A 22,975-nucleotide genomic window follows, 5' to 3' on the forward strand; every position below is an offset into this window, starting at 1 on the left:
GTGACTGGTACTAATAGGCCGAGGGCTTGTCCTCAGTTGCTCGCGTCCACTGTGTTGGTTCTGAAACCACGAACAACCGTTGTAGCCATGGTCACGGCTCCGGTTGACAGTTTCATAGTGTTTCGGTGGTCATAGCGTGAGGGAAACGCCCGGTTACATTCCGAACCCGGAAGCTAAGCCTCACAGCGCCGATGGTACTGCAGGGGGGACCCTGTGGGAGAGTAGGACGCCGCCGAACTAAATTTGATAAGAAGCCTCTGGCTTCGAGCATTTTGCTCGAAGCCAGAGGCTTTTTTGCGTTTGCGGTGACCCCGTTGCCGGGGCCGGGCAGGGCTGAGGGTAAAGTCAGGGGGCATCGTTGGCTCGTTTCCCACAGGAGGCCCCCGGGTGGAGGTCCAGGAGACCCGTGTCCAGACGGACCGGGTGCTCACCATCCCGAACATCCTCAGCATGGCGCGTCTGGTCGGCGTACCCCTCTTCCTGTGGCTCATCCTCAGGCCTGAGTTCGGCGGCCCCAAGAGCGACGGCTGGGCACTGCTGGTGCTCGCGTTCAGTGGCATCAGCGACTATCTCGACGGGAAGCTCGCCCGTCGCTGGAATCAGATCAGCAACCTCGGCCGGCTCCTCGACCCTGCCGCTGATCGGCTCTACATTCTGTCCACGCTGGTCGGTCTGACCTGGCGGGAGATTCTGCCCATCTGGGTCACCGCCGTACTGCTGGCGCGAGAACTGGTTCTCCTGGTGATGGTGGGGATCCTCAGGCGCCACGGCTATCCGCCGCCGCAGGTGAACTTCCTCGGCAAGGCAGCGACGTTCAACCTCATGTACGCGTTCCCTCTGCTGCTGCTCAGTGACGGAAGTGGATGGATCCACGAACTCGCTGCTATTTTCGGATGGGCGTTCGCAGGATGGGGTACAACACTGTATTGGTGGGCAGGGATCCTGTACATGGTCCAAGTCCGCCGGCTTGTCAGGGCGGACTCCGAGGCCGATTGAGCCCGCCGATGGGCGCTGGGTGCAGCCGGATGGTCCGCAACATGACAACTGCGGGTTAATTTGGCGGGCGAAGTCGGCTAGACCGTCGTCTCTTCCAAGGAGGACGCTTCCGACATGAAGGCCGTCGTGATGGCCGGCGGCGAAGGTACCCGCCTTCGCCCTATGACCTCGAGTATGCCCAAGCCGCTCCTGCCGGTCGCCAACCGGCCGATCATGGAGCACGTGCTCAGGCTGCTCAAGCGGCATGGGCTCACCGAAACCGTGGTCACCGTGCAGTTCCTGGCTTCGCTGGTCAAGAATTACTTCGGGGATGGCGAAGAGCTCGGGATGGAGCTCACCTATGCCAATGAGGAGAAGCCACTCGGCACTGCCGGCAGCGTGAAGAACGCTGAGGAAGCGCTGAAGGACGACGCTTTCCTCGTTATTTCCGGCGACGCTCTGACAGATTTCGACCTCACCGAACTCATCAATTTCCACAAGGAAAAGGGCGCGCTCGTCACCGTCTGTCTGACGCGTGTACCCAATCCGCTGGAATTCGGCATCACCATTGTCGATGAAGAGGGCAAGGTCGAGCGGTTCCTCGAGAAGCCGACGTGGGGGCAGGTCTTTTCCGACACCGTCAACACCGGTATCTATGTGATGGAGCCCGAGGTCTTCGACTACGTCGAGGCCGACGTTCCGGTGGACTGGTCCGGGGACGTCTTCCCGCAGCTGATGAAGGAAGGCAAGCCGGTCTACGGCTACGTGGCCGAGGGGTACTGGGAGGACGTCGGTACCCACGAGAGCTATGTGAAGGCCCAGGCCGACGTGCTGGAGCGCAAGGTCGACGTCGAGCTCGACGGATTCGAGATCTCGCCGGGAGTCTGGGTCGCCGAGGGTGCCGAGGTGCATCCCGACGCCGTGCTGCGCGGGCCGCTCTACATCGGCGACTACGCCAAGGTCGAAGCCGATGTGGAGATCCGCGAACACACCGTCATCGGCTCGAACGTCGTTGTGAAGAGTGGTGCCTTCCTGCACAAGGCGGTCGTGCACGACAACGTCTACATCGGACAACACAGCAATCTGCGCGGCTGCGTCGTCGGCAAGAACACCGACATCATGCGGGCCGCACGGATCGAGGACGGCGCCGTCATCGGCGACGAGTGCCTGGTCGGTGAAGAATCGATCGTTCAGGGCAATGTGCGCGTCTACCCGTTCAAGACGGTGGAGGCCGGCGCCTTCGTCAACACCTCGGTGATCTGGGAGTCCCGCGGGCAGGCCCACCTGTTCGGCGCCCGTGGCGTCTCCGGGATCCTGAACGTGGAGATCACGCCCGAGGTCGCGGTGAGACTCGCGGGGGCGTACGCGACGACCCTGAAAAAGGGGTCGACCGTGACCACGGCGCGTGACCACTCCCGTGGTGCCCGCGCGCTCAAGCGGGCCGTCATCTCCGCGTTGCAGGCCAGCGCCATGGACGTACGGGACCTGGAGAACGTGCCGTTGCCGGTGGCCCGGCAGCAGACGGCCCGGGGCAGCGCCGGCGGCATCATGATCCGTACGACACCCGGCGTGCCGGACTCCGTCGACATCATGTTCTTCGACGAGCGCGGCGCCGACCTGTCCCAGGGCAGCCAGCGCAAGCTCGACCGCGTGTACGCGCGGCAGGAGTACCGCCGGGCGTTCCCCGGCGAGATCGGTGACCTGCACTTCCCCTCCAGCGTCTTCGACTCGTACACCGGGTCCCTGCTGCGGAACGTGAACACGACCGGGATCGCCGACGCCGGGCTGAAAGTGGTCGTCGACGCGTCCAACGGCAGTGCCGGTCTTGTGCTGCCCAGCCTGCTCGGGCGGCTCGGAGTCGACTCGCTGACCATCAACCCGGGGCTCGATGAGTCGAGGCCGACCGAGACCGCCGACGCCCGGAGGTCCGGGCTCGTACGGCTCGGCGAGATCGTCGCGTCGGCGCGCGCGGCGTTCGGGGTGCGGTTCGACCCGGTCGGTGAGCGGTTGTCGCTCGTCGACGAGAAGGGCCGGATCGTCGAGGACGACCGGGCGCTCCTCGTGATGCTCGACCTGGTCGCCGCGGAGCGCAGGAGCGGGCGCGTCGCGCTGCCGGTCACGACGACGCGGATCGCCGAGCAGGTCGCCGCGTACCACGGGACACAGGTGGAGTGGACGACCACGTCGCCCGACGACCTCACGCGCGTGGGGCGTGAGGACGAGACCATCTTCGGCGGGGATGGGCGCGGTGGGTTCATCGTGCCCGAGTTCAGCAGTGTGTTCGACGGGGCCGCGGCCTTCGTGCGGCTGATCGGTCTCGTAGCGCGTACGCAGCTGACGTTGAGCCAGATCGACGCGCGGATTCCGCGGGCGCACGTGCTCAAGCGGGATCTGGCGACCCCGTGGGCGGTCAAGGGACTCGTCATGCGGCGGGTCGTGGAAGAGGCCGGCGACCGGTCCGTGGACACCACGGACGGGGTGCGGGTCGTCGAGGCGGACGGGCGCTGGATCATGGTGCTGCCCGACCCGGCGGAGGCCGTCACGCATCTGTGGGCCGAGGGGCCCGACGACGCCTCGGCGCAGCAACTGCTCGACGAGTGGGCGGCCGTGGTGGACAGCGCCGGCCGCTGAGCCCCTCGCTCGACCCGGTCGGCGCCCGTCCCGGGCGCCGACCGGCACGCCGACAGGGCCATTCGGAGGTAGCGGCCACGACGTGCGACGATGTGCGGCATGCCGCAGCAGCCCCCCGTTCGGAGCACCCCCAAGCGCCCTGTGCGCCCCGATGCCTCCATGTCGCTGCTGACCAATGTGATGGACCACAGCCTCGACGACGGGTACGCGGAAGCCACTGCCCGTAGGCGGGCTCTGGGACAGAGCGGACTGCCGAAGACGCTGCGGGCGAAGTTGGGACTCGCGGCCGGCCTTGTGCTCGCCGCGCTCGTGGTGACGGTGGGGGCCGCGCAGGCCCGGGTCGCCGCGCCCGTCGTGGCCAAGGAGCGCGAAGAGCTCATCGACCGTATCGAGCAGGAGACCAAATCCGCCGATACGTTGGAGGGCCGGGTCGACTCGCTGCGGACCGAGGTGGGGGAGAAGCAGCGCGAGGCGCTGAAGAAGCACGGCGGTGAGCAGGGCGAGCTGATGGGCGTGCTGTCGGGCGCCGTCCCGGTGCACGGGCCCGGGGTCAAGCTCGTCGTCGACGACGCCAAGTCGGCCGAGTCCGGTGGCGGGAGCGGGCCGCGGGAGAGCGCCGGGTTCTCCGACACCGGGCGGGTGCGCGACCGCGACATGCAGCGTGTCGTCAACGGCCTGTGGCAGTCCGGTGCCGAGGCCGTCAGCATCAACGGGCAGCGGCTTACGGCACTGTCCGCCATCAGGGCCGCCGGGGACGCGATACTGGTCGACAACAGGCCGCTGGTGCCCCCCTATACGGTGCTCGCGGTGGGGGACGGTCAGCGGCTGAGTACTCGGTTCCAGAACAGTTCCGACGGGATGTACCTGCACGCCCTGCAGGAGAACTTCGGGATCCGGACCAGTATTTCGGCCCAGGACGACATCAAGCTTCCGGCCGCACCCAGCGTGATCGTACGTACAGCACAGCCGAGAGCAGAGCAGAAGGGCACATCGTGATCGCCGTACTGGGCCTCGTCGTGGGAGTCGTGGTCGGGTTGTTCGTCCGGCCCGAGGTTCCGGCGGTGGTCGAGCCGTACCTTCCGATCGCCGTGGTCGCGGCGCTCGACGCGGTGTTCGGCGGGCTGCGCGCCATGCTGGACGGGATCTTCGTCGACAAGGTGTTCGTCGTGTCGTTCCTGTCGAACGTCGTCGTGGCCGCGCTCATCGTCTTCCTGGGCGACAAGTTGGGCGTCGGCGCCCAGCTGTCCACCGGTGTCGTCGTCGTGCTCGGCATCCGCATCTTCTCCAACGCGGCCGCCATCCGGCGGCACATCTTCCGGGCGTGAGGCCGATGAACGCCGAGAACGCCGAGAACGCCGAGAACGCTGAGAACGGCGAGCGTGCTGCGAACGCCGAGAACGCCGGGAAGCGGGAACGGGGCGAGCACGCGCACGCGCACACACACGCGCACCGGCTGCGCAAGGAGTTGCCGGCCGAGGTCGCGCCCACGGAGGGAGCGCCGGAACCGGAGCAGGTCGGTGAGACGCCGCTGACCGGGCGTCAGCGACTCGTGAAGGGGCTGTGGCCGCCGCGCGTGTCGCGCGCTCAACTCACCGTCGCCGTGCTGCTGTTCGTCCTGGGCCTCGGACTCGCCATCCAGGTGCGGTCCAACAGCGACGACAACAGCGCCCTGCGGGGTGCGCGGCAGGAAGATCTTGTTCGCATCCTCGATGAACTCGATGACCGGACTCAGCGTCTTGAGGATGAGAAACAGGGTCTGGAGGACCAGCGCACCGAGTTGGAGAACAGCTCGGACCAGGCCGAGGAGGCCCGCAAGCAGACGGTCGAGAAGGAACGCCAACTCGGCATTCTGGCGGGCACCGTGGCCGCGCAGGGCCCTGGGATCACCATGACCGTCACCGACGCGAAGGGGGCCGTCGAGGCGGACATGCTGCTCGACGCGATCCAGGAGTTGCGGGCGGCGGGCGCGGAGGCGATCCAGGTGAACGACGTTCGCGTCGTGGCCAACACGTACCTGACGGACGCGAGTGGCGGGAAAGGGGTCAGCGTGGACGGGCACAAGGTCGGCCAGCCGTACATTTTCAAGGTCATCGGCAAGCCGCAGGACCTCGAACCGGCGCTCAACATCCCCGGAGGCGTGGTGCAGACGCTGGAGAAGGAGCAGGCCACAGTGGCTGTGAGTCGCTCGCAGAGGATCGTCGTGGACGCCTTGCGGACGGCGAAGCAGCCTGATTACGCTCGGTCGTCCTCGTAGTGGGGCGCGGGTACATGGGGGATGTCGTGCAAGGGCATGAGGTTGCGGGGGGTCGGCGCACCGGAGACGGGGTGCGTGGTGGAAACTGTTTGGCGGATACGGACGTTGTGAGGATGTCCGTGTCAGTGATGTACGCGGATGTAGGCAGTCAGGGTTCGTCCTGCCCCACGGGCGGGTCTGTTTCGGTCAAGGGGAATCGCCCGTGAAGTTGTTTGCGAAGTTGTTCGGCAAGAGTGCGCGTGACGACGCCCGTCATCGCGCGCCGCGCCACGGAGACGAGCCGGAGACGCAGGTGGGCGAGCGCCCGCTGTTCCGGGACCAGGTCGGCGGTGACAATTCGGGCGGACAGGGCGCGTCGTCTGTTGACCGTGCCGGTTCCGGCCGCATAGGTTTCGGGGAACCGTCAACCTCAAGTACGGGTGGAGGGTTTGACTCCGACCCGTACGCGTCCCATGCCCCCGCGGGGCAGCCGCGGCAGGAGGATCCGTCCATGTCGGCCCTGGTGTGTACGAGGTGCGGGAACCGGAACGGCGAGAACAGCCGGTTCTGCTCGAACTGCGGTGCCCCGCTGCGCGGCGGGATCACGCCCGAGGGGCCGTCGGAGACGACGTCCACGATCTCCATCTCGGGCCTCGAGTCGTACGACCCGGAGGCCACCGGCCAGACGCAGCTGCCGGCCCTGTCGCCCGAGGCGCAGGCCGCGGTCGACGCGCTGCCGCTGGGCTCGGCGCTCCTGGTGGTGCGCCGCGGTCCGAACTCGGGCAGCCGCTTCCTCCTGGACGGCGACCTCACCACGGCGGGGCGCCACCCGCAGAGCGACATCTTCCTGGACGACGTGACCGTGTCGCGGCGCCATGTGGAATTCCGTCGCCAGCAGGACGGCTCGTTCACCGTGTCCGACGTGGGCAGCCTCAACGGTACGTATGTGAACCGTGAGCGCATCGACTCCGTGACGCTGAACAACGGCGACGAGGTGCAGATCGGCAAGTACCGGCTGGTCTTCTACGCGAGCCAGCGAGGTATCTGACCCATCAGCGAACCTTCAGGAAGGTCCATGCTTCACACACCGAGGGGCGGTGCCGGAACGGGCACCGCCACCGTGGACGGTCGGCTGATGAGCATCGGCACCGTGCTGAACGCGCTGCGCGACGAGTTTCCCGAGGTCACCATCTCCAAGATCAGGTTCTTGGAGACCGAGGGGCTCATCGAGCCGCAGCGGACGCCCTCGGGCTACCGCAAGTTCAGCCCGGACGATGTCGAGCGACTCGCCCACGTCCTGCGGATGCAGCGGGACCACTACCTTCCCCTGAAGGTCATCAAGGAGCAGCTCGACGCCCTGGAGCCGGGTGAGGCGTTGCCCGTACCCGCTCCCGGGCGGCCCGGCGACGTCACGGACGGCGCCGAGGGAGCTCCCACCGCCGCTCGCGTCGGCCGGGAAGAGCTCCTCGCCGCCGTGGGCATCGAGGAGGAGGAGCTCGACGAGTGGGAGTCGTACGGGCTCATCGTCCCGTTGCCCGAGGGCGGTTACGACGCCTCGGCCGTATCGGTCGCCGAGCTGGTGGGAGAGCTGGGCCGGTTCGGCATCGAACCTCGGCATCTGCGGCTCATGCGGGCGGCCGCGGACCGCGAGGCGGGCCTGGTGGACTCGGTCGTCGCGCCGCTCAAGGTCCACCGTAATCCGCAGACCAGGGCCCTCGCGCAGGCGCGGGCCAAGGAGCTGGCGGGGCTGACCGTGCGACTGCACGCGGCCCTTGTCCAGACCGCGCTCGGGGTCCGTCTGCCCTGATCGCAGGGGCAGGTGAGCACCGTGGGCCCGGCCCTCGGCGCATGCCCGACTACCCAAACCGGCCGGGCACGTCCTAGGGTTGCTGTGTGAACGAGCTCGACGTCGTAGGTGTCCGGGTCGAAATGCCCTCCAACCAACCGATCGTGCTCCTGCGTGAAGTGGGAGGCGACCGTTACCTCCCCATCTGGATCGGACCGGGGGAGGCGACGGCGATCGCCTTCGCCCAGCAGGGCATGGCCCCCGCGCGTCCGCTGACGCACGACCTGTTCAAGGACGTGCTGGAAGCGGTCGGACAGGAGCTCACCGAAGTACGCATCACGGATCTGCGGGAAGGTGTCTTCTACGCGGAGCTGGTGTTCGCGAGCGGCGTCGAGGTCAGCGCCCGCCCGTCCGACGCCATAGCGCTGGCGCTTCGTACCGGGACGCCGATCTTCGGCAGTGACGGGGTCCTGGACGATGCCGGGATCGCGATCCCGGACGAGCAGGAGGACGAAGTGGAGAAGTTCCGCGAGTTCCTCGACCAGATCTCGCCCGAGGATTTCGGTACCAACAGCCAGTGATCGGCAGGAAACGACCATGAGGCGGTCGCCCAGCGGCGGCCGCCTCGGCGCATTCGGCTAGCCTTTCCCCGCGGTGGGATACGGGAAACCACTCCTAGGGTGATTATCACTCGGCGTGGCGAGTGTGGCGTTCGTTGACGCACCCCTTGTGACTGCCTACCGTCGTGTAGGCAGGTCAAAGAGGAGGTCGGCGTGAGAAGCAGCGGCGACGGTACGGCGACGGGCGGTCCGTACTCGTTTCACGGCAGCGCGGCCGATCTCACTCCGCAGCGCCCGCAGGCGGTCTCTGCGGTGGCGGGGGAGAGCGGCCAAGCGGCGTCCGAGGAAGTCGGATACCGGGGTCCGACCGCGTGCGCGGCGGCCGGCATCACCTATCGACAGCTCGACTACTGGGCCAGAACCGGTCTCGTCGAGCCCAGTGTGCGGTCCGCGTACGGGTCGGGGACGCAGCGCCTGTACAGCTTCCGGGACGTCGTCGTCCTCAAGGTCGTCAAGCGTTTACTGGACACGGGTGTCTCGCTGCAGAACATCCGCACCGCCGTGCAGCACCTGCGCGAGCGCAGCCTTGCGGACCTGGAGCGCATGACGCTCATGAGCGATGGCGCGACCGTCTACGAGTGCACGTCACCGGCCGAGGTGCACGATCTGCTCCAGGGCGGCCAGGGGATCTTCGGGATCGCGGTGGGCGTGGTCCTGCGGGACGTGGAGAGCGCCCTGTCGCAGCTGCACGGGGAGCGGGTGGACACCGGTGAGACCCTCGTCGGCCACAACCCCTCGGACGAACTCGCGAGGCGGCGCAACCGCGCTGTATGACGCCCGTTCGGCCGCGTTGTCAGTGGCGTAGGGCAGCATCGGTGGGGTGAGATCCGCGCCGACGATTCTGCATCTCGACATGGACGCCTTCTACGCCTCGGCGGAGCAGGCGGCGAAGCCGAGCCTGCGCGGGAAAGCGGTCGTCGTGGGCGGGCTCGGGCCCCGCGGTGTCGTGGCGACGGCGTCGTACGAGGCCCGGAAGTTCGGGGTGCACTCGGCGATGCCGATGGGGCAGGCGCGGCGGCTCGCTCCCCATGCCGCGTACCTGGTGCCGCGGTTCCGGTTGTACCGGGAGGTCAGCGAGCAGGTGATGGGGCTGCTGCGGGAGCTTTCGCCGCTGGTGGAGCCGTTGAGCCTGGACGAGGCGTTCGTTGATCTGGAGACCGTTGAGGCGGCCTGGGACGAGGCTTCCGCGGAGGCCGTCGGAGTGCGGCTGCGGGCCGACATCCGGCGGGTGACCGGGCTGACCGGGTCGGTCGGCCTCGCCGCCTCCAAGATGCTGGCGAAGATCGCGTCGGAGGAGGCGAAGCCGGACGGGCTTGTGCTGATACGGCCGGGGACCGAGCGGGCGCTGCTCGGCCCGAAGTCCGTGCGGATCCTGCCGGGGGTCGGGCCCGCGACCGGGGACCACCTGCGGCGGGCCGGGATCCTCACCGTCGCGGAGATCGCCGAGGCGGGTGAGGACGAGCTGGTGCGGCTGCTGGGGAAGTCGCACGGCGGGCATCTGTACGCCATGGCGCTGGCGCACGACAACCGGCCCGTGGTCGCCGAGCGGGATTCCAAGTCCGTGTCGGTCGAGGACACGTACGACGTGGACATCCATGACCGGGTGCGGGTCCGTGCGGAGGTGCGGCGGCTCGCAGACCGGTGTGTGGAGCGGTTGCGCGCCGCCGACCGGTCGGGGCGGACCGTGGTCCTGAAGGTGCGGCGGTACGACTTCTCCACCCTGACGCGGTCCGAGACGCTGCGGGGGCCGACCGACGATCCGGGGGTGGTCAGGGAGGCCGCCGCGCGGCTGCTGGAGTCCGTGGACACGACGGGCGGGGTGCGGTTGCTCGGGGTCGGGGTGAGCGGCCTGGCGGACTTCACGCAGGAGGACCTGTTCGCGCAGGCGGCTGCCGCCGAGGAGGACCGGGGCGCGCTGGACGCCGTCGAGGAGGGGGAGCCGGTCGAGGCCGTCGCCGAGGTGGTGGCCGAGCCGGTCGAGCGGCGGTGGATGGCCGGGCATGATGTGCGGCATGCGGAGTTCGGGCCGGGGTGGGTGCAGGGCAGTGGGCTCGGGCGGGTGACGGTGCGGTTCGAGACGCCGTACGCGACGGGTCCGGGGCGGGTCCGGACATTCCTGGTCGACGACCCCCTGCTGGAGCCTGCGGAGCCGCTGCCGCTGGTGGATCCGGGGGGTTAGGGGCAGGGCCGCCGGCTGTCCTGTCGCCGCGATGCGGACTAGGGCGTTTCTGACGGCTCTTGGAACCGTCAGATGCCTGTCACTGGCGTGCTCGGAGGGGCAGTCGGCTCATCACGAGGTGACTCGCGTTGCGCCGACGATCAGTCCTACACCCGACCAAGAGCCATCAGAAACGGCCTAGGGCCAATGCCGTTGCCTTAGCCGCGATCTTGGTGCGTGCACCCCCGAGCGCAGGCGCGGCGCGCATCCTGGTGACATTCTCAAGAACCGCAGGAGTCCACCGTGTCACGGCGGTTCATGAGCCTGGGGCGACGAAGGGCAAGATCGCCCGTAACGCAACGGCATTGGGACTAGGGCCTGTCTTCGAACTCACCTCTGCCCGGGGGCGTTCGGCACGCACTCTCGCCGCACTGGGCGCAAAGCCGAGTACGCCCCGTACGAGGCCCTGCCCCCGGCCCGCCGAGAGCGCACGCACCGAACGCCGCCGGGCCGCCCTCCGGGAGACGAGGGGAGTTTGAAGACAGGGGCCCTAGGCCGGGTCGTCCTCCGTGCCCGCGATGCGGCCGAACATGATGTCCGGGGAATGGGGGGCCGTGATGTCGAGGCCGTAGTGGTGGTAGAGCTGGAGTTCCTGCTCGGGGGAGAGGTGGCGGCCCACGCCGAAGTCCGGGGAGTCCTTGATCAGGGCGCGCTCGAAGGGGACGCGGAGGGTGCCGTCGATCAGTTCGCTGGGTTCCAGCGGGACGAAGGCGTCGCGGCTGAAGAGGCCCGTGCGTATCGCCGCCCACTCGGGGACGCCCGTGGCGTCGTCGAGGTAGACCTCGTCGATCGTGCCGAGCTTGGTTCCGTTGCGGTCGAACGCCTTGCGGCCGATCAGGTTGCGCGGATCGACGTCGGTCAGCACGGGCCCTCCAGATGATCGCAACTCGTCTGTAAGGACTACGAAAGGGCACATTGGGGACGGCGGCCACTCGAAAGGAGGGTCAAGGGGCCGCTGGTAGGCTGACAGACGGCTGCTGACCCCGTGCGGGAGAGTCTCCGAGCAGTTGTCGGAGGCGCCGAAGGAGCAAATCCTCCCCGGAATCTCTCAGGCCCCTGTACCGCACGGACGAGGTCACTCTGGAAAGCAGGGCGGGTGCACGTATTCCGCCCTCACCGACGGTGAAAGCCGGTGTGTTCCGTGATCGTGCGGGGCGGGCCGGTGAAGCTCTCAGGTTGAGATGACAGAGGGGGAGGCCGTCCGGGCACGCACGCCGTGGTGCCCCTCGCAGGTCGCGATGACCAGGAGGCCTCCGCAATGACAGCCAACCGAACTCCGCTCTCCGCTCTGGAGCAGGGAATCCCCTTCGAGCAGCGCCACATCGGTCCGGATGACGCCGCGCAGGCCAAGATGCTCGCGCAGGTCGGCTACGGCTCGCTCGACGAGCTGACGGCGGCCGCGGTGCCGGATGTGATCAAGAGCGCCGAGGCGCTGGAGCTGCCGGCCGCCCGGACCGAGGCCGAGGTGCTCGCGGAGCTTCGCGCCCTCGCGGACCGCAACCAGGTGCTCGGCTCCATGATCGGGCTCGGCTACTACGGGACCTTCACGCCGCCGGTCATCCTGCGCAACGTCATGGAGAACCCGTCCTGGTACACGGCCTACACGCCGTACCAGCCGGAGATCTCGCAGGGCCGCCTCGAGGCGCTGCTCAACTTCCAGACCATGGTCGCCGAGCTGACCGGGCTGCCTACCTCAGGTGCCTCCCTGCTCGACGAGGGCACGGCCGCCGCCGAGGCGATGGCGCTGTCACGGCGCGTCGGCAAGGTCAAGGACGGCGCGTACGTGGTGGACGCTGACGCGCTGCCGCAGACCGTCGCCGTCATCCGGACGCGGGCCGAGCCGACCGGCGTCGAGATCGTCGTCGCCGACCTGAGCGAGGGCATTCCGGCCGAGGTCGCCGAGCGCGGTGTCGTGGGCGTGCTCGTGCAGTACCCGGGGGCCTCCGGTGCCGTGCGCGACATCAAGCCCGTGATCGACCAGGCGCACGAGCTGGGCGCGATCGTCACCGTCGCCGCCGACCTGCTCGCCCTCACGTTGCTGACCTCGCCCGGCGAGCTGGGCGCGGACATCGCCATCGGCACGACGCAGCGGTTCGGTGTGCCGATGGGCTTCGGCGGTCCGCACGCCGGTTACATGGCCGTACGGGAGAAGTTCGCGCGGTCCCTGCCCGGACGGCTCGTGGGTGTCTCCGTCGACGCCGACGGGAACAAGGCGTACCGGCTCGCCCTGCAGACGCGGGAGCAGCACATCCGGCGTGAGAAGGCCACGAGCAACATCTGTACGGCGCAGGTCCTGCTCGCCGTCATGGCCGGGATGTACGCCGTCTACCACGGACCGGACGGTCTGCGGTCCATCGCACAGCGCACCCATCGCTACGCCACACTGCTGGCCGCAGGTCTGACGGCGGGCGGGGTCGAGGTCGTGCACGGGGCGTACTTCGACACCCTTACGGTCCGGGTGCCCGGCGCGGCCGCGGGGATCGTCGGCGCGGCGCGCGAGGGCGGGGTCAACCTGCGGCTCGTCGACGCCGACCACGTGTCGATCGCCTGCGACGAGACCACCACGCGGAGCCGGCTCGGGGTCGTCTGGGACGCGTTCGGTGTCGAGGCGGACATCGAGGCGCTGGACGCCGAGGTGGCGGACGTGCTGCCGCAGACGGTGTTGCGCGGCGACGAGATCCTGACGCACCCGGTCTTCCACCAGCACCGCTCGGAGACCGCGATGCTGCGCTACCTGCGCAGGCTCGCCGACCGTGACTACGCGCTCGACCGCGGCATGATCCCGCTGGGCTCCTGCACGATGAAGCTCAACGCGACGACGGAGATGGAGCCGGTCACCTGGCCCGAGTTCGGGCAGCTGCACCCCTTCGCGCCGGCCGAGCAGGCGCAGGGCTACCTCACGCTCATCCGTGAACTGGAGGAGCGGCTCGCCGAGGTCACCGGCTACGACAACGTGTCGCTGCAGCCGAACGCCGGATCGCAGGGCGAGCTCGCGGGTCTGCTGGCCGTGCGGGGCTACCACCGCGCCAACGGCGACGAGCAGCGGACGGTGTGCCTCATCCCGTCGTCGGCGCACGGCACCAACGCGGCCAGCGCAGTGATGGCCGGGATGAAGGTCGTCGTCGTCAAGACCGCCGACGACGGCGAGATCGACGTCGAGGACCTGCGCGCCAAGATCGAGAGTTACGCCGACCAGCTCTCCGTCCTCATGATCACGTACCCGTCGACGCACGGGGTCTTCGAGGAGCACGTCGCCGACATCTGTGCCGCCGTGCACGACGCCGGTGGTCAGGTGTACGTCGACGGGGCGAACCTCAACGCCCTGGTGGGGCTGGCCAAGCCGGGGCACTTCGGTGGCGACGTCTCGCACCTGAACCTGCACAAGACGTTCTGCATCCCGCACGGCGGCGGCGGTCCGGGCGTCGGCCCGGTGGGGGTGCGCGCCCACCTCGCGCCGCACCTGCCGAACCACCCGCTGCAGCCGGCCGCCGGGCCGAAGACCGGGGTCGGGCCGATCTCGGCGGCGCCGTGGGGCTCCGCCGGCATTCTGCCGATCTCCTGGTCGTACGTGCGGCTCATGGGAGGCGAGGGGCTGAAGCGGGCGACGCAGGTGGCCGTGCTCTCCGCGAACTACATCGCCAAGCGGCTCGAACCGCACTACCCGGTGCTCTACACCGGGCCGGGCGGGCTCGTCGCGCACGAGTGCATCATCGATCTGCGGCCGCTCAGCAAGGCGACCGGGGTCAGCGTCGACGACATCGCCAAGCGCCTCATCGACTACGGCTTCCACGCCCCGACCATGTCGTTCCCGGTCGCCGGGACGCTGATGATCGAGCCGACGGAGAGCGAGGACCTCGGGGAGATCGACCGGTTCTGCGAGGCGATGATCGCCATTCGCGGGGAGGTCGAGCGGGTTGCCTCCGGCGAGTGGCCGGTGGATGACAACCCGCTGCGGAACGCTCCGCACACGGCCGGGATGCTCGGCGGCGACTGGCAGCACGCGTACAGCCGCGAGGAAGGTGTCTTCCCCGCGGGAGTCGCCGCTTCGGACAAGTACTGGCCGCCGGTTCGGCGCATCGACCAGGCTTTCGGTGACCGGAACCTGGTGTGCTCGTGCCCGCCCCTGGACGCCTACGAGGCGTAAGGAGCGGGGAGGGGCAGCGCGGCCGGCCGGGGTGAACGGCTGGTCGCGCGCCCTTTTGGGCCGCTACGCCGCCGTGACCACTGTCAGTGGGCGGTGCGGGGCGATGATGGTGCCGTTGGGGAGCAGCTCACCGGTGTCCTCGAAGAGCAGGACTCCGTTGCACAGGAGGCTCCAGCCCTGCTCCGGGTGGTGAGCCACGGGGAGCGCGGCCTCCCGGTCAGCGGATTCTGCTGTCGGGCACGATGGCTGGTGCTGGCACATGGATGGGTTCTTTCGCTGCGTAGTCAAGTCGATGATGTTGGTGTCCGTGCTGCGGCGTGAAGTCGTGTTCATGGCCGCCCCCCGTTGTCAGTTGGTCGGAACCCAGTGTTGCCCTGTGGGCGTCAATCCGCAGGGATTTCGTTGCAGCGGTCCTCACCGGATGAAGACGCGTCACCCGTGCGGACGGTTCATCCCAACTGCACTGTCCCTTCGGGTGGTTCCGGGTGGCCTGAGTGGGCTAGTCCGGTGGGGCGGGGCCGGGCAGAGCTGTGCCCCGCGACCGGACGGCGGACGGTGCGGGGCACAGGGTCAGGCGAGCAGGGCGGCCCGTGGTGGTGTCAGCCGAAGGGCGAGCACCGGGAGCAGTTCCGCCACGCGGTGCGGGCGGTGGGCCGCGATGCCGGGTGGCGCCGGCGCGAGCGGGATCAGGATGTCGTCGGCGGCAGGGTGCCCGCTGGCGGCGTCGGCGGTGTGGTCGCCGTGCAGCCACAGGGTGAGCATGTACAGCTCCGGGACCGAGAGCAGCCGTGGCTGGTAGGGCTTGGGCAGGGATTCCGCCTGGCGCAGGGCGCGCTCGGTGGAGGAGACGTAGGGGCCTTCGAAGAAGTGCGAGAAGGTCCAGCCGTCCGGGGTGAGCATCGTGTCGGCGGCGGCCACCGCGCGATCCCCGATACGGATGAGGAAGCGCCAGCCCGCGAGGCGGGCGCGCGAAGGTCCGGTGGTTTCCGTGATGCGGTCCAACACGTGGACGGGCAAGGGGAGTTCAGGACTTGCTGGTCCCTGTGCGGCACGCAGGGAAGGGGTACGGGCCTCACGGACGGCGGTGGGCGAACCTAGGGCTGTGAGGACAGTGCGGAGGGCGGGCGCGGGCGCCGGGGGGACATGCAGCGGCATGGTGGGTCGCCTCTCATTCGACAGGCACGTGGTGCGAGGGCGGTGCGGGACGAGCGGACGGCGCTGTCTGCTGCGGGGTCTGCGGGGTGCGCGGGGTGCGCAGCGTTACGCGGGGCAGAGGGGGCGGGGGCCTGGACCTCGGGCGCCAACTCTCTGTCTCGTTCGCGAAGTTTATACGACGTGTGTTCACAAGTTGTTTCCGCTACCAAGGCGGATGGGGTGCACAAGGCGCTATTAAGCCGTCGTCCCCGTGCCGTTTTGTCGGCGCCCATCCGATTTCTCTTGAGCTTTGGCCGCGTGACCTCGGTGTTGCCCGATCGGGCGGTCGGCTGATTCTCGTCGGCGTTTTTCACCAACCGTTCGTAGATTTATCTACGGAACGTGGCATGCCTAAGGAATGTGCCCCCGGGTAACCGCATCGAGCGTACTGTTCCGCGGGTCCGCGCGGGGCCTTATCGATCACATTGCATGGGCATCATCCACCGTGACACGCGGCCGGATCGTCGGGCGGCCCATGCGAGGAGGGAAGCTTCCATGGGGGAGAAGGTCGTTGCCGGCGCGGTCGATCTGGCCGACCGGCGGGACTACCGGCACAAGGTGCGGGACTGTCTCGCGGGGCTCCGGCGACTCCTGGACGAGAAGCGGTTCGACCGGCCCAGGAATCTCATGGGACTGGAGATCGAACTGAATCTCGCCGGGCCCGACGGGACGCCGAGAATGATGAATGCGGAGGTACTCGAGCGAATCGCGAGCCGGGATTTCCAAACGGAACTCGCGATGTTCAATCTGGAAGTGAACATTGCGCCGCACCCGCTCGGCGGCCGCGTTCTCGACCAGCTCGCCGAGGAACTGCGCACCGGGCTCGGCTATGCCCACCGGAAGGCCAATGAGGTCGACGCGGGAATCGTGATGATCGGCATTCTGCCGACGCTGGGCGCGGATGATCTCGTCTCCGCGAACCTGTCGGACGTCGACCGCTACACCTTGCTCAACGATGCGATCGTCGCCGCGCGCGGTGAGGACTTCGTGCTCGACATCGACGGCGTCGAGCGGCTGACCTGCGCGTCCTCCTCGATAGCGCCCGAAGCCGCTTGTACATCCGTGCAGTTGCACCTCCAGGTCACACCGGGCCGGTTCGCCGATGTGTGGAACGCGGCGCAGGCGGTGGCCGCCGTGCAGATCGCGCTGGGGGCCAACTCGCCGTTCCTGTTCGGCCGTGAGCTGTGGCGGGAGTCGCGGCCCCCGCTGTTCCAGCAGTCCACGGACACCCGGCCGCCCGAACTGCAGGCGCAGGGGGTGCGGCCGCGGACCTGGTTCGGGGAGCGGTGGATCGACTCGGCGTACGACCTCTTCGAGGAGAACCTGCGGTACTTCCCGCCGCTGCTGCCGATCCTGGACGAGGAACAGCCGCTGGACGTGCTCGATCGGGGCGGTGTGCCGAACCTCGCCGAACTCGTGCTGCACAACGGCACCGTGTACCGCTGGAACCGGCCCGTCTACGGCATCGCCGACGGCGTCCCGCATCTGCGCGTCGAGAACCGCGTGCTGCCCGCCGGGCCCACGGTCACGGACGTCATCGCCAACGTCGCCTTCTACTACGGCCTCGTACGGACGCTGGCCGACGACCCGCGGCCGGTGTGGTCGCGGCTCTCCTTCGACGCCGCCGCCCGCAACTTCGACGCCGCCTGCCGCCACGGCATCGACGCGCGCCTGGAGTGGCCGCGCCGGGGGCGGTTCGGCGGGACCGAGCAGGTGCAGGCCGTCACCCTCGTACGGGACGAGCTGCTGCCGCTCGCGGCGGCCGGGCTCGACGCGTGGGGGGTCGAACCCGCCGACCGCGACTACTACCTCGGCGTGATCGAGGAGCGGTGCGCGCGACGGACCAACGGCGCGGCGTGGCAGGCCGCGACCTACCACCGGGCGCTGGAGAGCGGCCTCGCGCGCGACGCGGCGCTCGCGGCGACCACGCGCCGGTACGCCGAGCTGATGCACCTGGGCGAGCCCGTGCACACCTGGCCCGTGGGGCTGCCGGAGCCCGCCGTCCCGCTCGGCTGAAGCGCGGCCGAACCGGCTCAGCCGCTCGCGGCGCCCGCCTGGACGATGGCCTTGAGGATCACCTGCTGGATGTCGGCCGGGTCGCTGACCTGGTGGCCCGAGCCGCCGGTCGCCTCAGCGATCTGCTCGATCTCGTCCTTGTCGGTGTCCGGTCCGACGGCGATGGCGATGAGCGGCACCGGGTGCTCGGGGTCGGCGAGGTCCTGGAGCTGGGACACGAGGCTGCTGCGGGAGACCGAACCCGGGTCCTCGTTGACGCCGTCGGTGACCACCACCACGGCGTTGAACTTGCCGCTCTTGTACGACGACGTGGCCTCCTTGTAGGCGGCGAGCGTCGTGTCGTACAGGCCGGTCGCCCCGCCCGGGACCGGCTGGAGGGAGGTGAACGCGGCGGTCAGCCGGGAGCGTTGGGTGCCGGAGCCCTCGCGGTCGCCGAGCCGCTCGGTCGGCACCAGCTTCTTGTAGTCGCGGTTGCCGTCGAGGAGCGTCGAGAACTCCCACAGGCCGATCTCGTCCTCGGAGGTGAACGTCGCCAGGGCCGCCAGCATGGACGCCTTCGTCACCTCCATGCGGGACTCGCCGCGGCCCGGCACCGGGTTCGCCATGGAGGCGGAGGCGTCCACGACCGTGCTGATGCGGGCGCTCTGCACCGTGATCGTCCACATGCCGAGGGTCTCCTCGATCTCCTCCTCGCTCGGCGGCTGTGAGGTGGGCTCCGCGTACGGCTGCGGGGCGCGGGCGCCTGCCTGCTCGGCGACCGCGTCGGGTGAGGCGCCGCCGTCGGTGCGGAAACCGTGCTTCTCCAGGATCGACCGGCCGTCCGGGGCGCCGAGCAGCGTCATGAAGCGGACGGCGGCGCGGCTCTCGTCGGTGGCCAGGGCGTCCGCGTCGACGAGGGAGAACGGGTAGTTCAGCTGGGGCGAGCCGTCCTTCGGATAGAAGAGGTCGAGGGGGTTGCCGGCGCCGGCCCCGGCGTTGTGCGCGAAGGCGGCCTGTTCGGAGAGGATCACCGCCTGGTTGCGGCGCGGGTTGCCCTGCTCGGTGCCGGAGTCGTCGCGGGCCACCGTGTCCATCAACTGCCCGTCGCTGTCGGACGTGCGCTGCGAGAGGACCTTCGCCATGGCGGCGGCCCGGGTGTCGCCGTCGGCGGATCTCTTCGCGGCGCCCGCCAGTTTGCTGAGCGCGAGCAGGCCGGTGGAGCTGCGGGCCGGGTCCGCGGCGCCCAGGCGCAGCTTGTCGTCGTCCATCGCGGCGCCCGTCAACTGCGTCCAGCTGTACGTCTTTTCGGGCCAGCCGAACGCCTTCGCGGCCGACGGCACCATGCCGACGCCGATCGGCGACGCGGCGACGTTCCCGGCGGTCGTGAGCCGGGTCGCCTTGCCGGTCCGCTCGACCCGCTGGACCCACAGGTCCGAGTCCGGCACCCACACCTGGTAGTCCGGCCTGCCCTTCGTGGTCCGTAGCGCGTCGGCGACCTGGGACGACTCGCGGCCGGTGACGGCGACGTCGAGGCAGTCGCCGTCCGACGTGATGTTCTGCTCGCGGGCCCGGTCGGCCGCGGCCCGCAGCGCGGGCGCCACATCCGGTGAGGCGACGACGTCGAGGTGCACCGTGTCGTCGCAGAAGTCGCCGAGGCCGATCAGGTCGCTGCGGACGGCCAGGGCGGTGCCTGCCGCGACGACGAGGACGAGGGCTGTCGCGATGGCCACCGAGCGGCCTCGCGGCCGGGGCCGCGGGGCGCTCGTGGCCGTCCCGTACTCGTCGGGCATGCTGCTGTGACGTCCCATGACGGTGGAGCCTCTCCCTGAGCCGCAAAGGCAGTTGCGATATAAGCGGTGGAGCAAGGGAGGCAGAGGTGTGCCGGACTGCGGCGCTCGCCCCCCGGCCTGTCGCGCGCGATCTTCGTACCTGCATTCGAGACCCTAGTGGGACGACGTGAGGGATGAGACGGGATTACTCAAGTGAAGGCAGGTGTGCAGGTGGAGGCGGGGTCGGTGGCCGGTTCTTTTCCCCATGAGGGGCTCTCGCGACGATTCTTGCGGGACGAGACGCTGCTCGTATTGGGGCTTTCGCTCGGTGCGAGTGGCGTGTCCGCGCTGATCAGCTTTGTCGGATCGGTCACCAAACCGGGTGGTCTGAAGGACCAGGCCGCGACACTCAACGCCTCGGCGGCGCCCGGGCGGCCGTGGCTCGATCTCGCGTGGCAGTTGTTCGGGATCGCGAGCGCCCTCGTACCCGTCGCGCTCGTCGCGCACTTCCTGCTGCGGGAGGGCGGGAGCCTGCGCACGATCGGCTTCGACCGGACGCGGCCGTGGTTCGACGGGGCACGCGGCACCGCGATCGCGGCCGTGATCGGCAGCACGGGCATCGCGTTCTATCTCGCGGCCCGCGGCCTGGGCTTCAACCTCACGGTGGTGCCGGAGGCGCTGCCCGACGTGTGGTGGAAGTACCCGGTACTGATTCTCTCCGCGGTGCAGAACGCCGTACTCGAAGAGGTCATCGTCGTCGGGTATCTGCTGCGCAGGCTCGGGCAGCTGGGGTGGACGCCCGGCACGGCGCTGGTCGCGTCGTCCGTGCTGCGCGGCTCGTACCACCTGTACCAGGGCATCGGCGGGTTCTTCGGGAACCTCGCGATGGGCGTCGTCTTCGCCTACTTGTACCGGCGGTGGGGGCGGGTCGGGCCACTGGTCGTGGCCCATTCCCTGTTGGACATCGGTGCGTTCGTCGGATACGGGCTGCTCGCGGGAAAGGTGGACTGGCTGCCCACCGCCTGAACCCGGGCGCCTGAACCCGAAGGCTACGCGTGGAGCGTGCCCTCGATGACGGTGACCGCGCTGCCGGTGAGCAGGGTGCGCTCGCCGCGCAGCCCTACGCGGACCAGGCCGGAGCGCGCCGAGGCCTGCAGACCGGTGAGGTCGGTGCGGCCGACGCGGTGCGCCCAGAACGGGGCCAGGGCCGTGTGCGCGCTGCCCGTCACCGGGTCCTCGTCGACCCCGACGCCCGGGAAGAAGCAGCGCGAGACGAAGTCGTAGCCCCGGGAAGGGTCCTCGGCGCGGGCCGTGGCGATGATGCCGCGCTCGGAGAGCCCGACCAGCGCCTTGAGGTCGGGGGCGAGGGCCCGGACCGTCTTCTCGTCGGACAGCTCGACCAGCAGGTCGCCGACCGAGCGGCCGGTGTCGTGCACCGAGAGCGGCTGTGCGCCGAGGGCTTTGGCGAGACCGGCCGGCGCCGGTTCCTCGGTGAGCGGTGCCGTCGGGAAGTCGAGGGTGAGCGAGCCGTCGTCGTGCGGGGTGGCGACGAGGACGCCGCTGCGCGTGGCGAAGCGGACCGGGCCCCGGGTCATCTCCGTCGAGTGCAGCACGTGGGCCGTGGCCAGCGTGGCGTGGCCGCACAGGTCGACCTCGGTACCGGGCGTGAACCAGCGCAGGGCCCAGTCCGCCTCGCCGCCCTCGGGCAGCGGGTGCGCGAAGGCGGTCTCGGCGTGGTTGACCTCGACGGCGACGCTCTGCAGCCAGGTGTCGTCCGGGAAGGCGTCGAGGAGCAGGACGCCGGCGGGGTTGCCGGCGAAGGGGCGGTCGGTGAAGGCGTCGACGATACGAATACGCATGTCAGGGACGGTAGGCGACGGCTCCGGGCCGCCGCCAAGGCCAATTCGGCGCGGCTGGCATGGTTCCCCCGGTTCTCCGCCCGCCCCGGCCCGCGAGCAGCGGCGCGCCGCGCCGCGGTCCGAACATGTCGCGGCCCGGATCGACTTCCGCGCGGACGTTTTTCGGGGAACTGGCATCGGGCGTTGCCAAACGAAGTCTTCCGATATATCGTTGAGGCATCGCGATCGGTCAATGATCGCGTTCGATGAATCCCCCGATCAGTTACGAAAGGACTGATTCTCATGCGTACCCACGGACACGACCACGGACATGGACACCACGGGCCCGGCCGCGAAGGCCGGGGCGGTTTCGAGCGCGGCGGCTTCGAAGGCCGGCGTGCGGCGTTCGGACCCTTCGGTCCGGGCTTCGGCCCCGGCCCCTGGGGCGGGCGCGGCGGCCGCGGTGGCGGGCCCCGGGGCCGAGCGCGGCGCGGTGACGTGCGCGCCTCGATCCTGGCCCTCCTCAAGGACCGCCCGATGCACGGCTACGAGATGATCCAGGAGATCGCCGAGCGCAGCGGAGGCGCGTGGAAGCCCAGCCCGGGCTCCGTCTACCCGACGCTTCAGCTGCTCGAGGACGAGGGCCTGATCACCAGTGCGAGCGAGGGCGGCAAGAAGCTCTTCTCGCTCACCGACGCCGGCACCACCGCCGCCGAAGAGGGTCCCGACGCCCCTTGGGAGGAGCCCGGTCGCGGTGTCGACTGGGAGGCCATGAACGAGATCCGGCAGGCCGGCTTCGGTCTGATGGAGGCGTTCGGCCAGGTCTGGAAGACCGGCAGCAAGGAGCAGCGCGAGAAGGCGCTCACGGTCATCAACGACGCGCGCAAGAAGCTGTACCTGATCCTCGCCGACGAGGACTGAGCCCCGTGCGGGCCCAGCCAGGGTTCAGAACACCGAAGAGGCGTCCCGTACGACAGGTACGGGGCGCCTCTTCGCGTACGTACCGTCGTCCGTTCCGTCAGGCCACCAGGCCGGCCAGTTTGCGCAGGGACTCCAGGAGGGCCGCCGTCGCCGAGTCCTTGAGCTTGCCCGCCATGAGGGAGACCGCGGCGCCCGTGAACTCGCCGTCGACGCGGACCGTCGTGGCGTCCCCGTCCGGGACGAGGGTGTAGCGCGTGCCGACGGTCACGCCCATCGGGCCCTTGCCTCTGATCGCGAGGGTGCGGGGCGTCTCCAGATCCTCGACGGTCCAGGTGACCTCGGCCGGGAAGCCCATCAGCTTCATGTTCTCCTCGAACCGGCCGCCGACTTCGAGCGAGGCGGGGGCGCCCTTGGGGAAGCTGGTGTGGGTGGCGTTCCACTCCCCGTACGAGGAGAAGTCCGTGAGCTGCGCCCAGACCTTCTCGGCGGGCGCCTCGATGCGTGCTTCCGCGCTGACTTCGGCCATGCGGCCACCCCTTTTATGTCGAGAGCTGTGTCGAGAGCTGCGGCAAGAGCTGTGTGGGCTGTGGTGTCGCGGAAAGTAGCGGCATGGCCTCGAACATTCAATACTGATGAACCGTCAGAAATGGT

Annotated in this window: 20 protein-coding genes, 1 rRNA gene and 1 riboswitch; of the genes, 15 read left to right on the top strand and 6 right to left on the bottom strand. The window is 69.3% G+C overall.

Features of this window, described 5'->3' with window-relative positions; translation table 11 throughout:
- Positions 1 to 121 precede the first annotated feature (121 nt).
- The 11 genes from rrf to AB0J02_RS16000 all read left to right on the top strand — a co-directional run bounded on the left by rrf (position 122) and on the right by AB0J02_RS16000 (position 10,424).
- Positions 122 to 238 (top strand): 5S ribosomal RNA (rrf, locus tag AB0J02_RS15950).
- Between the two features lie 149 nt (positions 239 to 387).
- On the top strand, positions 388 to 996 hold the full coding sequence (locus AB0J02_RS15955; protein ID WP_363194262.1) for a CDP-alcohol phosphatidyltransferase family protein: 609 nt from the start codon (positions 388 to 390) through the stop codon (positions 994 to 996).
- A gap of 114 nt (positions 997 to 1,110) precedes the next feature.
- Complete coding sequence (locus AB0J02_RS15960) at positions 1,111 to 3,606, top strand: mannose-1-phosphate guanyltransferase (protein ID WP_363194263.1); 2,496 nt, start codon at positions 1,111 to 1,113, stop codon at positions 3,604 to 3,606.
- A gap of 90 nt (positions 3,607 to 3,696) precedes the next feature.
- Positions 3,697 to 4,602, top strand: a complete 906-nt coding sequence (locus tag AB0J02_RS15965; protein ID WP_363194264.1) for a DUF881 domain-containing protein — start codon at positions 3,697 to 3,699, stop codon at positions 4,600 to 4,602.
- Positions 4,599 to 4,931: a small basic family protein gene (locus AB0J02_RS15970; protein WP_030901291.1), complete on the top strand. Its 333-nt coding sequence runs from the start codon at positions 4,599 to 4,601 to the stop codon at positions 4,929 to 4,931. Before AB0J02_RS15965 ends, AB0J02_RS15970 begins: the two co-directional genes overlap by 4 nt.
- A gap of 5 nt (positions 4,932 to 4,936) precedes the next feature.
- A complete protein-coding gene (locus AB0J02_RS15975; protein ID WP_363194546.1) occupies positions 4,937 to 5,860 on the top strand; it encodes a DUF881 domain-containing protein in 924 nt (307 codons plus the stop codon).
- Between the two features lie 85 nt (positions 5,861 to 5,945).
- Positions 5,946 to 6,887 (top strand): FHA domain-containing protein, encoded by a 942-nt coding sequence (locus tag AB0J02_RS15980; RefSeq protein WP_363194547.1) that lies wholly within the window; start codon positions 5,946 to 5,948, stop codon positions 6,885 to 6,887.
- A gap of 27 nt (positions 6,888 to 6,914) precedes the next feature.
- Complete coding sequence (locus AB0J02_RS15985; protein WP_363194265.1) at positions 6,915 to 7,646, top strand: MerR family transcriptional regulator; 732 nt, start codon at positions 6,915 to 6,917, stop codon at positions 7,644 to 7,646.
- An 86-nt stretch (positions 7,647 to 7,732) separates the two neighbouring features.
- Positions 7,733 to 8,206, top strand: coding sequence for a bifunctional nuclease family protein (locus AB0J02_RS15990; protein WP_005475662.1), 474 nt, complete (start codon positions 7,733 to 7,735; stop codon positions 8,204 to 8,206).
- 192 nt (positions 8,207 to 8,398) lie between these two features.
- Positions 8,399 to 9,019, top strand: coding sequence for a MerR family transcriptional regulator (locus AB0J02_RS15995; protein ID WP_363194266.1), 621 nt, complete (start codon positions 8,399 to 8,401; stop codon positions 9,017 to 9,019).
- Positions 9,020 to 9,065: 46 nt separating this feature from the next.
- Positions 9,066 to 10,424, top strand: coding sequence for a DNA polymerase IV (locus AB0J02_RS16000; protein ID WP_363194267.1), 1,359 nt, complete (start codon positions 9,066 to 9,068; stop codon positions 10,422 to 10,424).
- Between the two features lie 529 nt (positions 10,425 to 10,953).
- Here the strand turns inward: AB0J02_RS16000 and AB0J02_RS16005 are convergent.
- Complete coding sequence (locus tag AB0J02_RS16005; RefSeq protein WP_363194268.1) at positions 10,954 to 11,328, bottom strand: PRC-barrel domain-containing protein; 375 nt, start codon at positions 11,326 to 11,328, stop codon at positions 10,954 to 10,956.
- Between the two features lie 113 nt (positions 11,329 to 11,441).
- A riboswitch (glycine riboswitch) is annotated at positions 11,442 to 11,537 on the top strand.
- Between the two features lie 184 nt (positions 11,538 to 11,721).
- Here AB0J02_RS16005 and gcvP point away from each other — a divergent pair.
- Positions 11,722 to 14,607, top strand: coding sequence for an aminomethyl-transferring glycine dehydrogenase (gcvP, locus tag AB0J02_RS16010; protein ID WP_363194269.1), 2,886 nt, complete (start codon positions 11,722 to 11,724; stop codon positions 14,605 to 14,607).
- Positions 14,608 to 14,670: 63 nt separating this feature from the next.
- Here the strand turns inward: gcvP and AB0J02_RS16015 are convergent, their stop codons facing one another.
- Together AB0J02_RS16015 and AB0J02_RS16020 are read right to left on the bottom strand one after the other, a co-directional pair.
- Positions 14,671 to 14,868, bottom strand: a complete 198-nt coding sequence (locus tag AB0J02_RS16015; RefSeq protein ID WP_363194548.1) for a DUF5999 family protein — start codon at positions 14,866 to 14,868, stop codon at positions 14,671 to 14,673.
- A gap of 309 nt (positions 14,869 to 15,177) precedes the next feature.
- A complete protein-coding gene (locus AB0J02_RS16020; protein WP_363194270.1) occupies positions 15,178 to 15,762 on the bottom strand; it encodes a hypothetical protein in 585 nt (194 codons plus the stop codon).
- A 534-nt stretch (positions 15,763 to 16,296) separates the two neighbouring features.
- Between AB0J02_RS16020 and AB0J02_RS16025 the strand changes: the two genes are divergently transcribed.
- On the top strand, positions 16,297 to 17,817 hold the full coding sequence (locus AB0J02_RS16025) for a glutamate-cysteine ligase family protein (protein WP_363194271.1): 1,521 nt from the start codon (positions 16,297 to 16,299) through the stop codon (positions 17,815 to 17,817).
- 17 nt (positions 17,818 to 17,834) lie between these two features.
- Here the strand turns inward: AB0J02_RS16025 and AB0J02_RS16030 are convergent, their stop codons facing one another.
- The gene (locus tag AB0J02_RS16030) at positions 17,835 to 19,604 is read right to left on the bottom strand and encodes a substrate-binding domain-containing protein (RefSeq protein ID WP_363194272.1); all 1,770 of its coding nucleotides are present in this window, start codon (positions 19,602 to 19,604) and stop codon (positions 17,835 to 17,837) included.
- A gap of 186 nt (positions 19,605 to 19,790) precedes the next feature.
- Here AB0J02_RS16030 and AB0J02_RS16035 point away from each other — a divergent pair, with 186 nt between their 5' ends.
- Positions 19,791 to 20,591, top strand: coding sequence for a type II CAAX endopeptidase family protein (locus AB0J02_RS16035; RefSeq protein ID WP_363194549.1), 801 nt, complete (start codon positions 19,791 to 19,793; stop codon positions 20,589 to 20,591).
- 23 nt (positions 20,592 to 20,614) lie between these two features.
- Here AB0J02_RS16035 and AB0J02_RS16040 read toward each other — a convergent pair whose 3' ends face one another.
- Entirely contained in the window at positions 20,615 to 21,424 is an 810-nt protein-coding gene (locus AB0J02_RS16040) for a PhzF family phenazine biosynthesis protein (protein ID WP_363194273.1), read from the bottom strand.
- Between the two features lie 282 nt (positions 21,425 to 21,706).
- Here AB0J02_RS16040 and AB0J02_RS16045 point away from each other — a divergent pair, with 282 nt between their 5' ends.
- Positions 21,707 to 22,324 carry a PadR family transcriptional regulator gene (locus AB0J02_RS16045; RefSeq protein WP_363194274.1) on the top strand — a complete coding sequence of 206 codons (618 nt, stop codon included), beginning with the start codon at positions 21,707 to 21,709 and terminating at the stop codon, positions 22,322 to 22,324.
- A gap of 97 nt (positions 22,325 to 22,421) precedes the next feature.
- Here the strand turns inward: AB0J02_RS16045 and AB0J02_RS16050 are convergent, their stop codons facing one another.
- A complete protein-coding gene (locus tag AB0J02_RS16050) occupies positions 22,422 to 22,850 on the bottom strand; it encodes an SRPBCC family protein (RefSeq protein WP_363194275.1) in 429 nt (142 codons plus the stop codon).
- Between the last annotated feature and the right edge of the window lie 125 nt (positions 22,851 to 22,975).

Source organism: Streptomyces sp. NPDC050264, from assembly GCF_040655895.1.
Classification (GTDB): Bacteria; Actinomycetota; Actinomycetes; order Streptomycetales; family Streptomycetaceae; genus Streptomyces.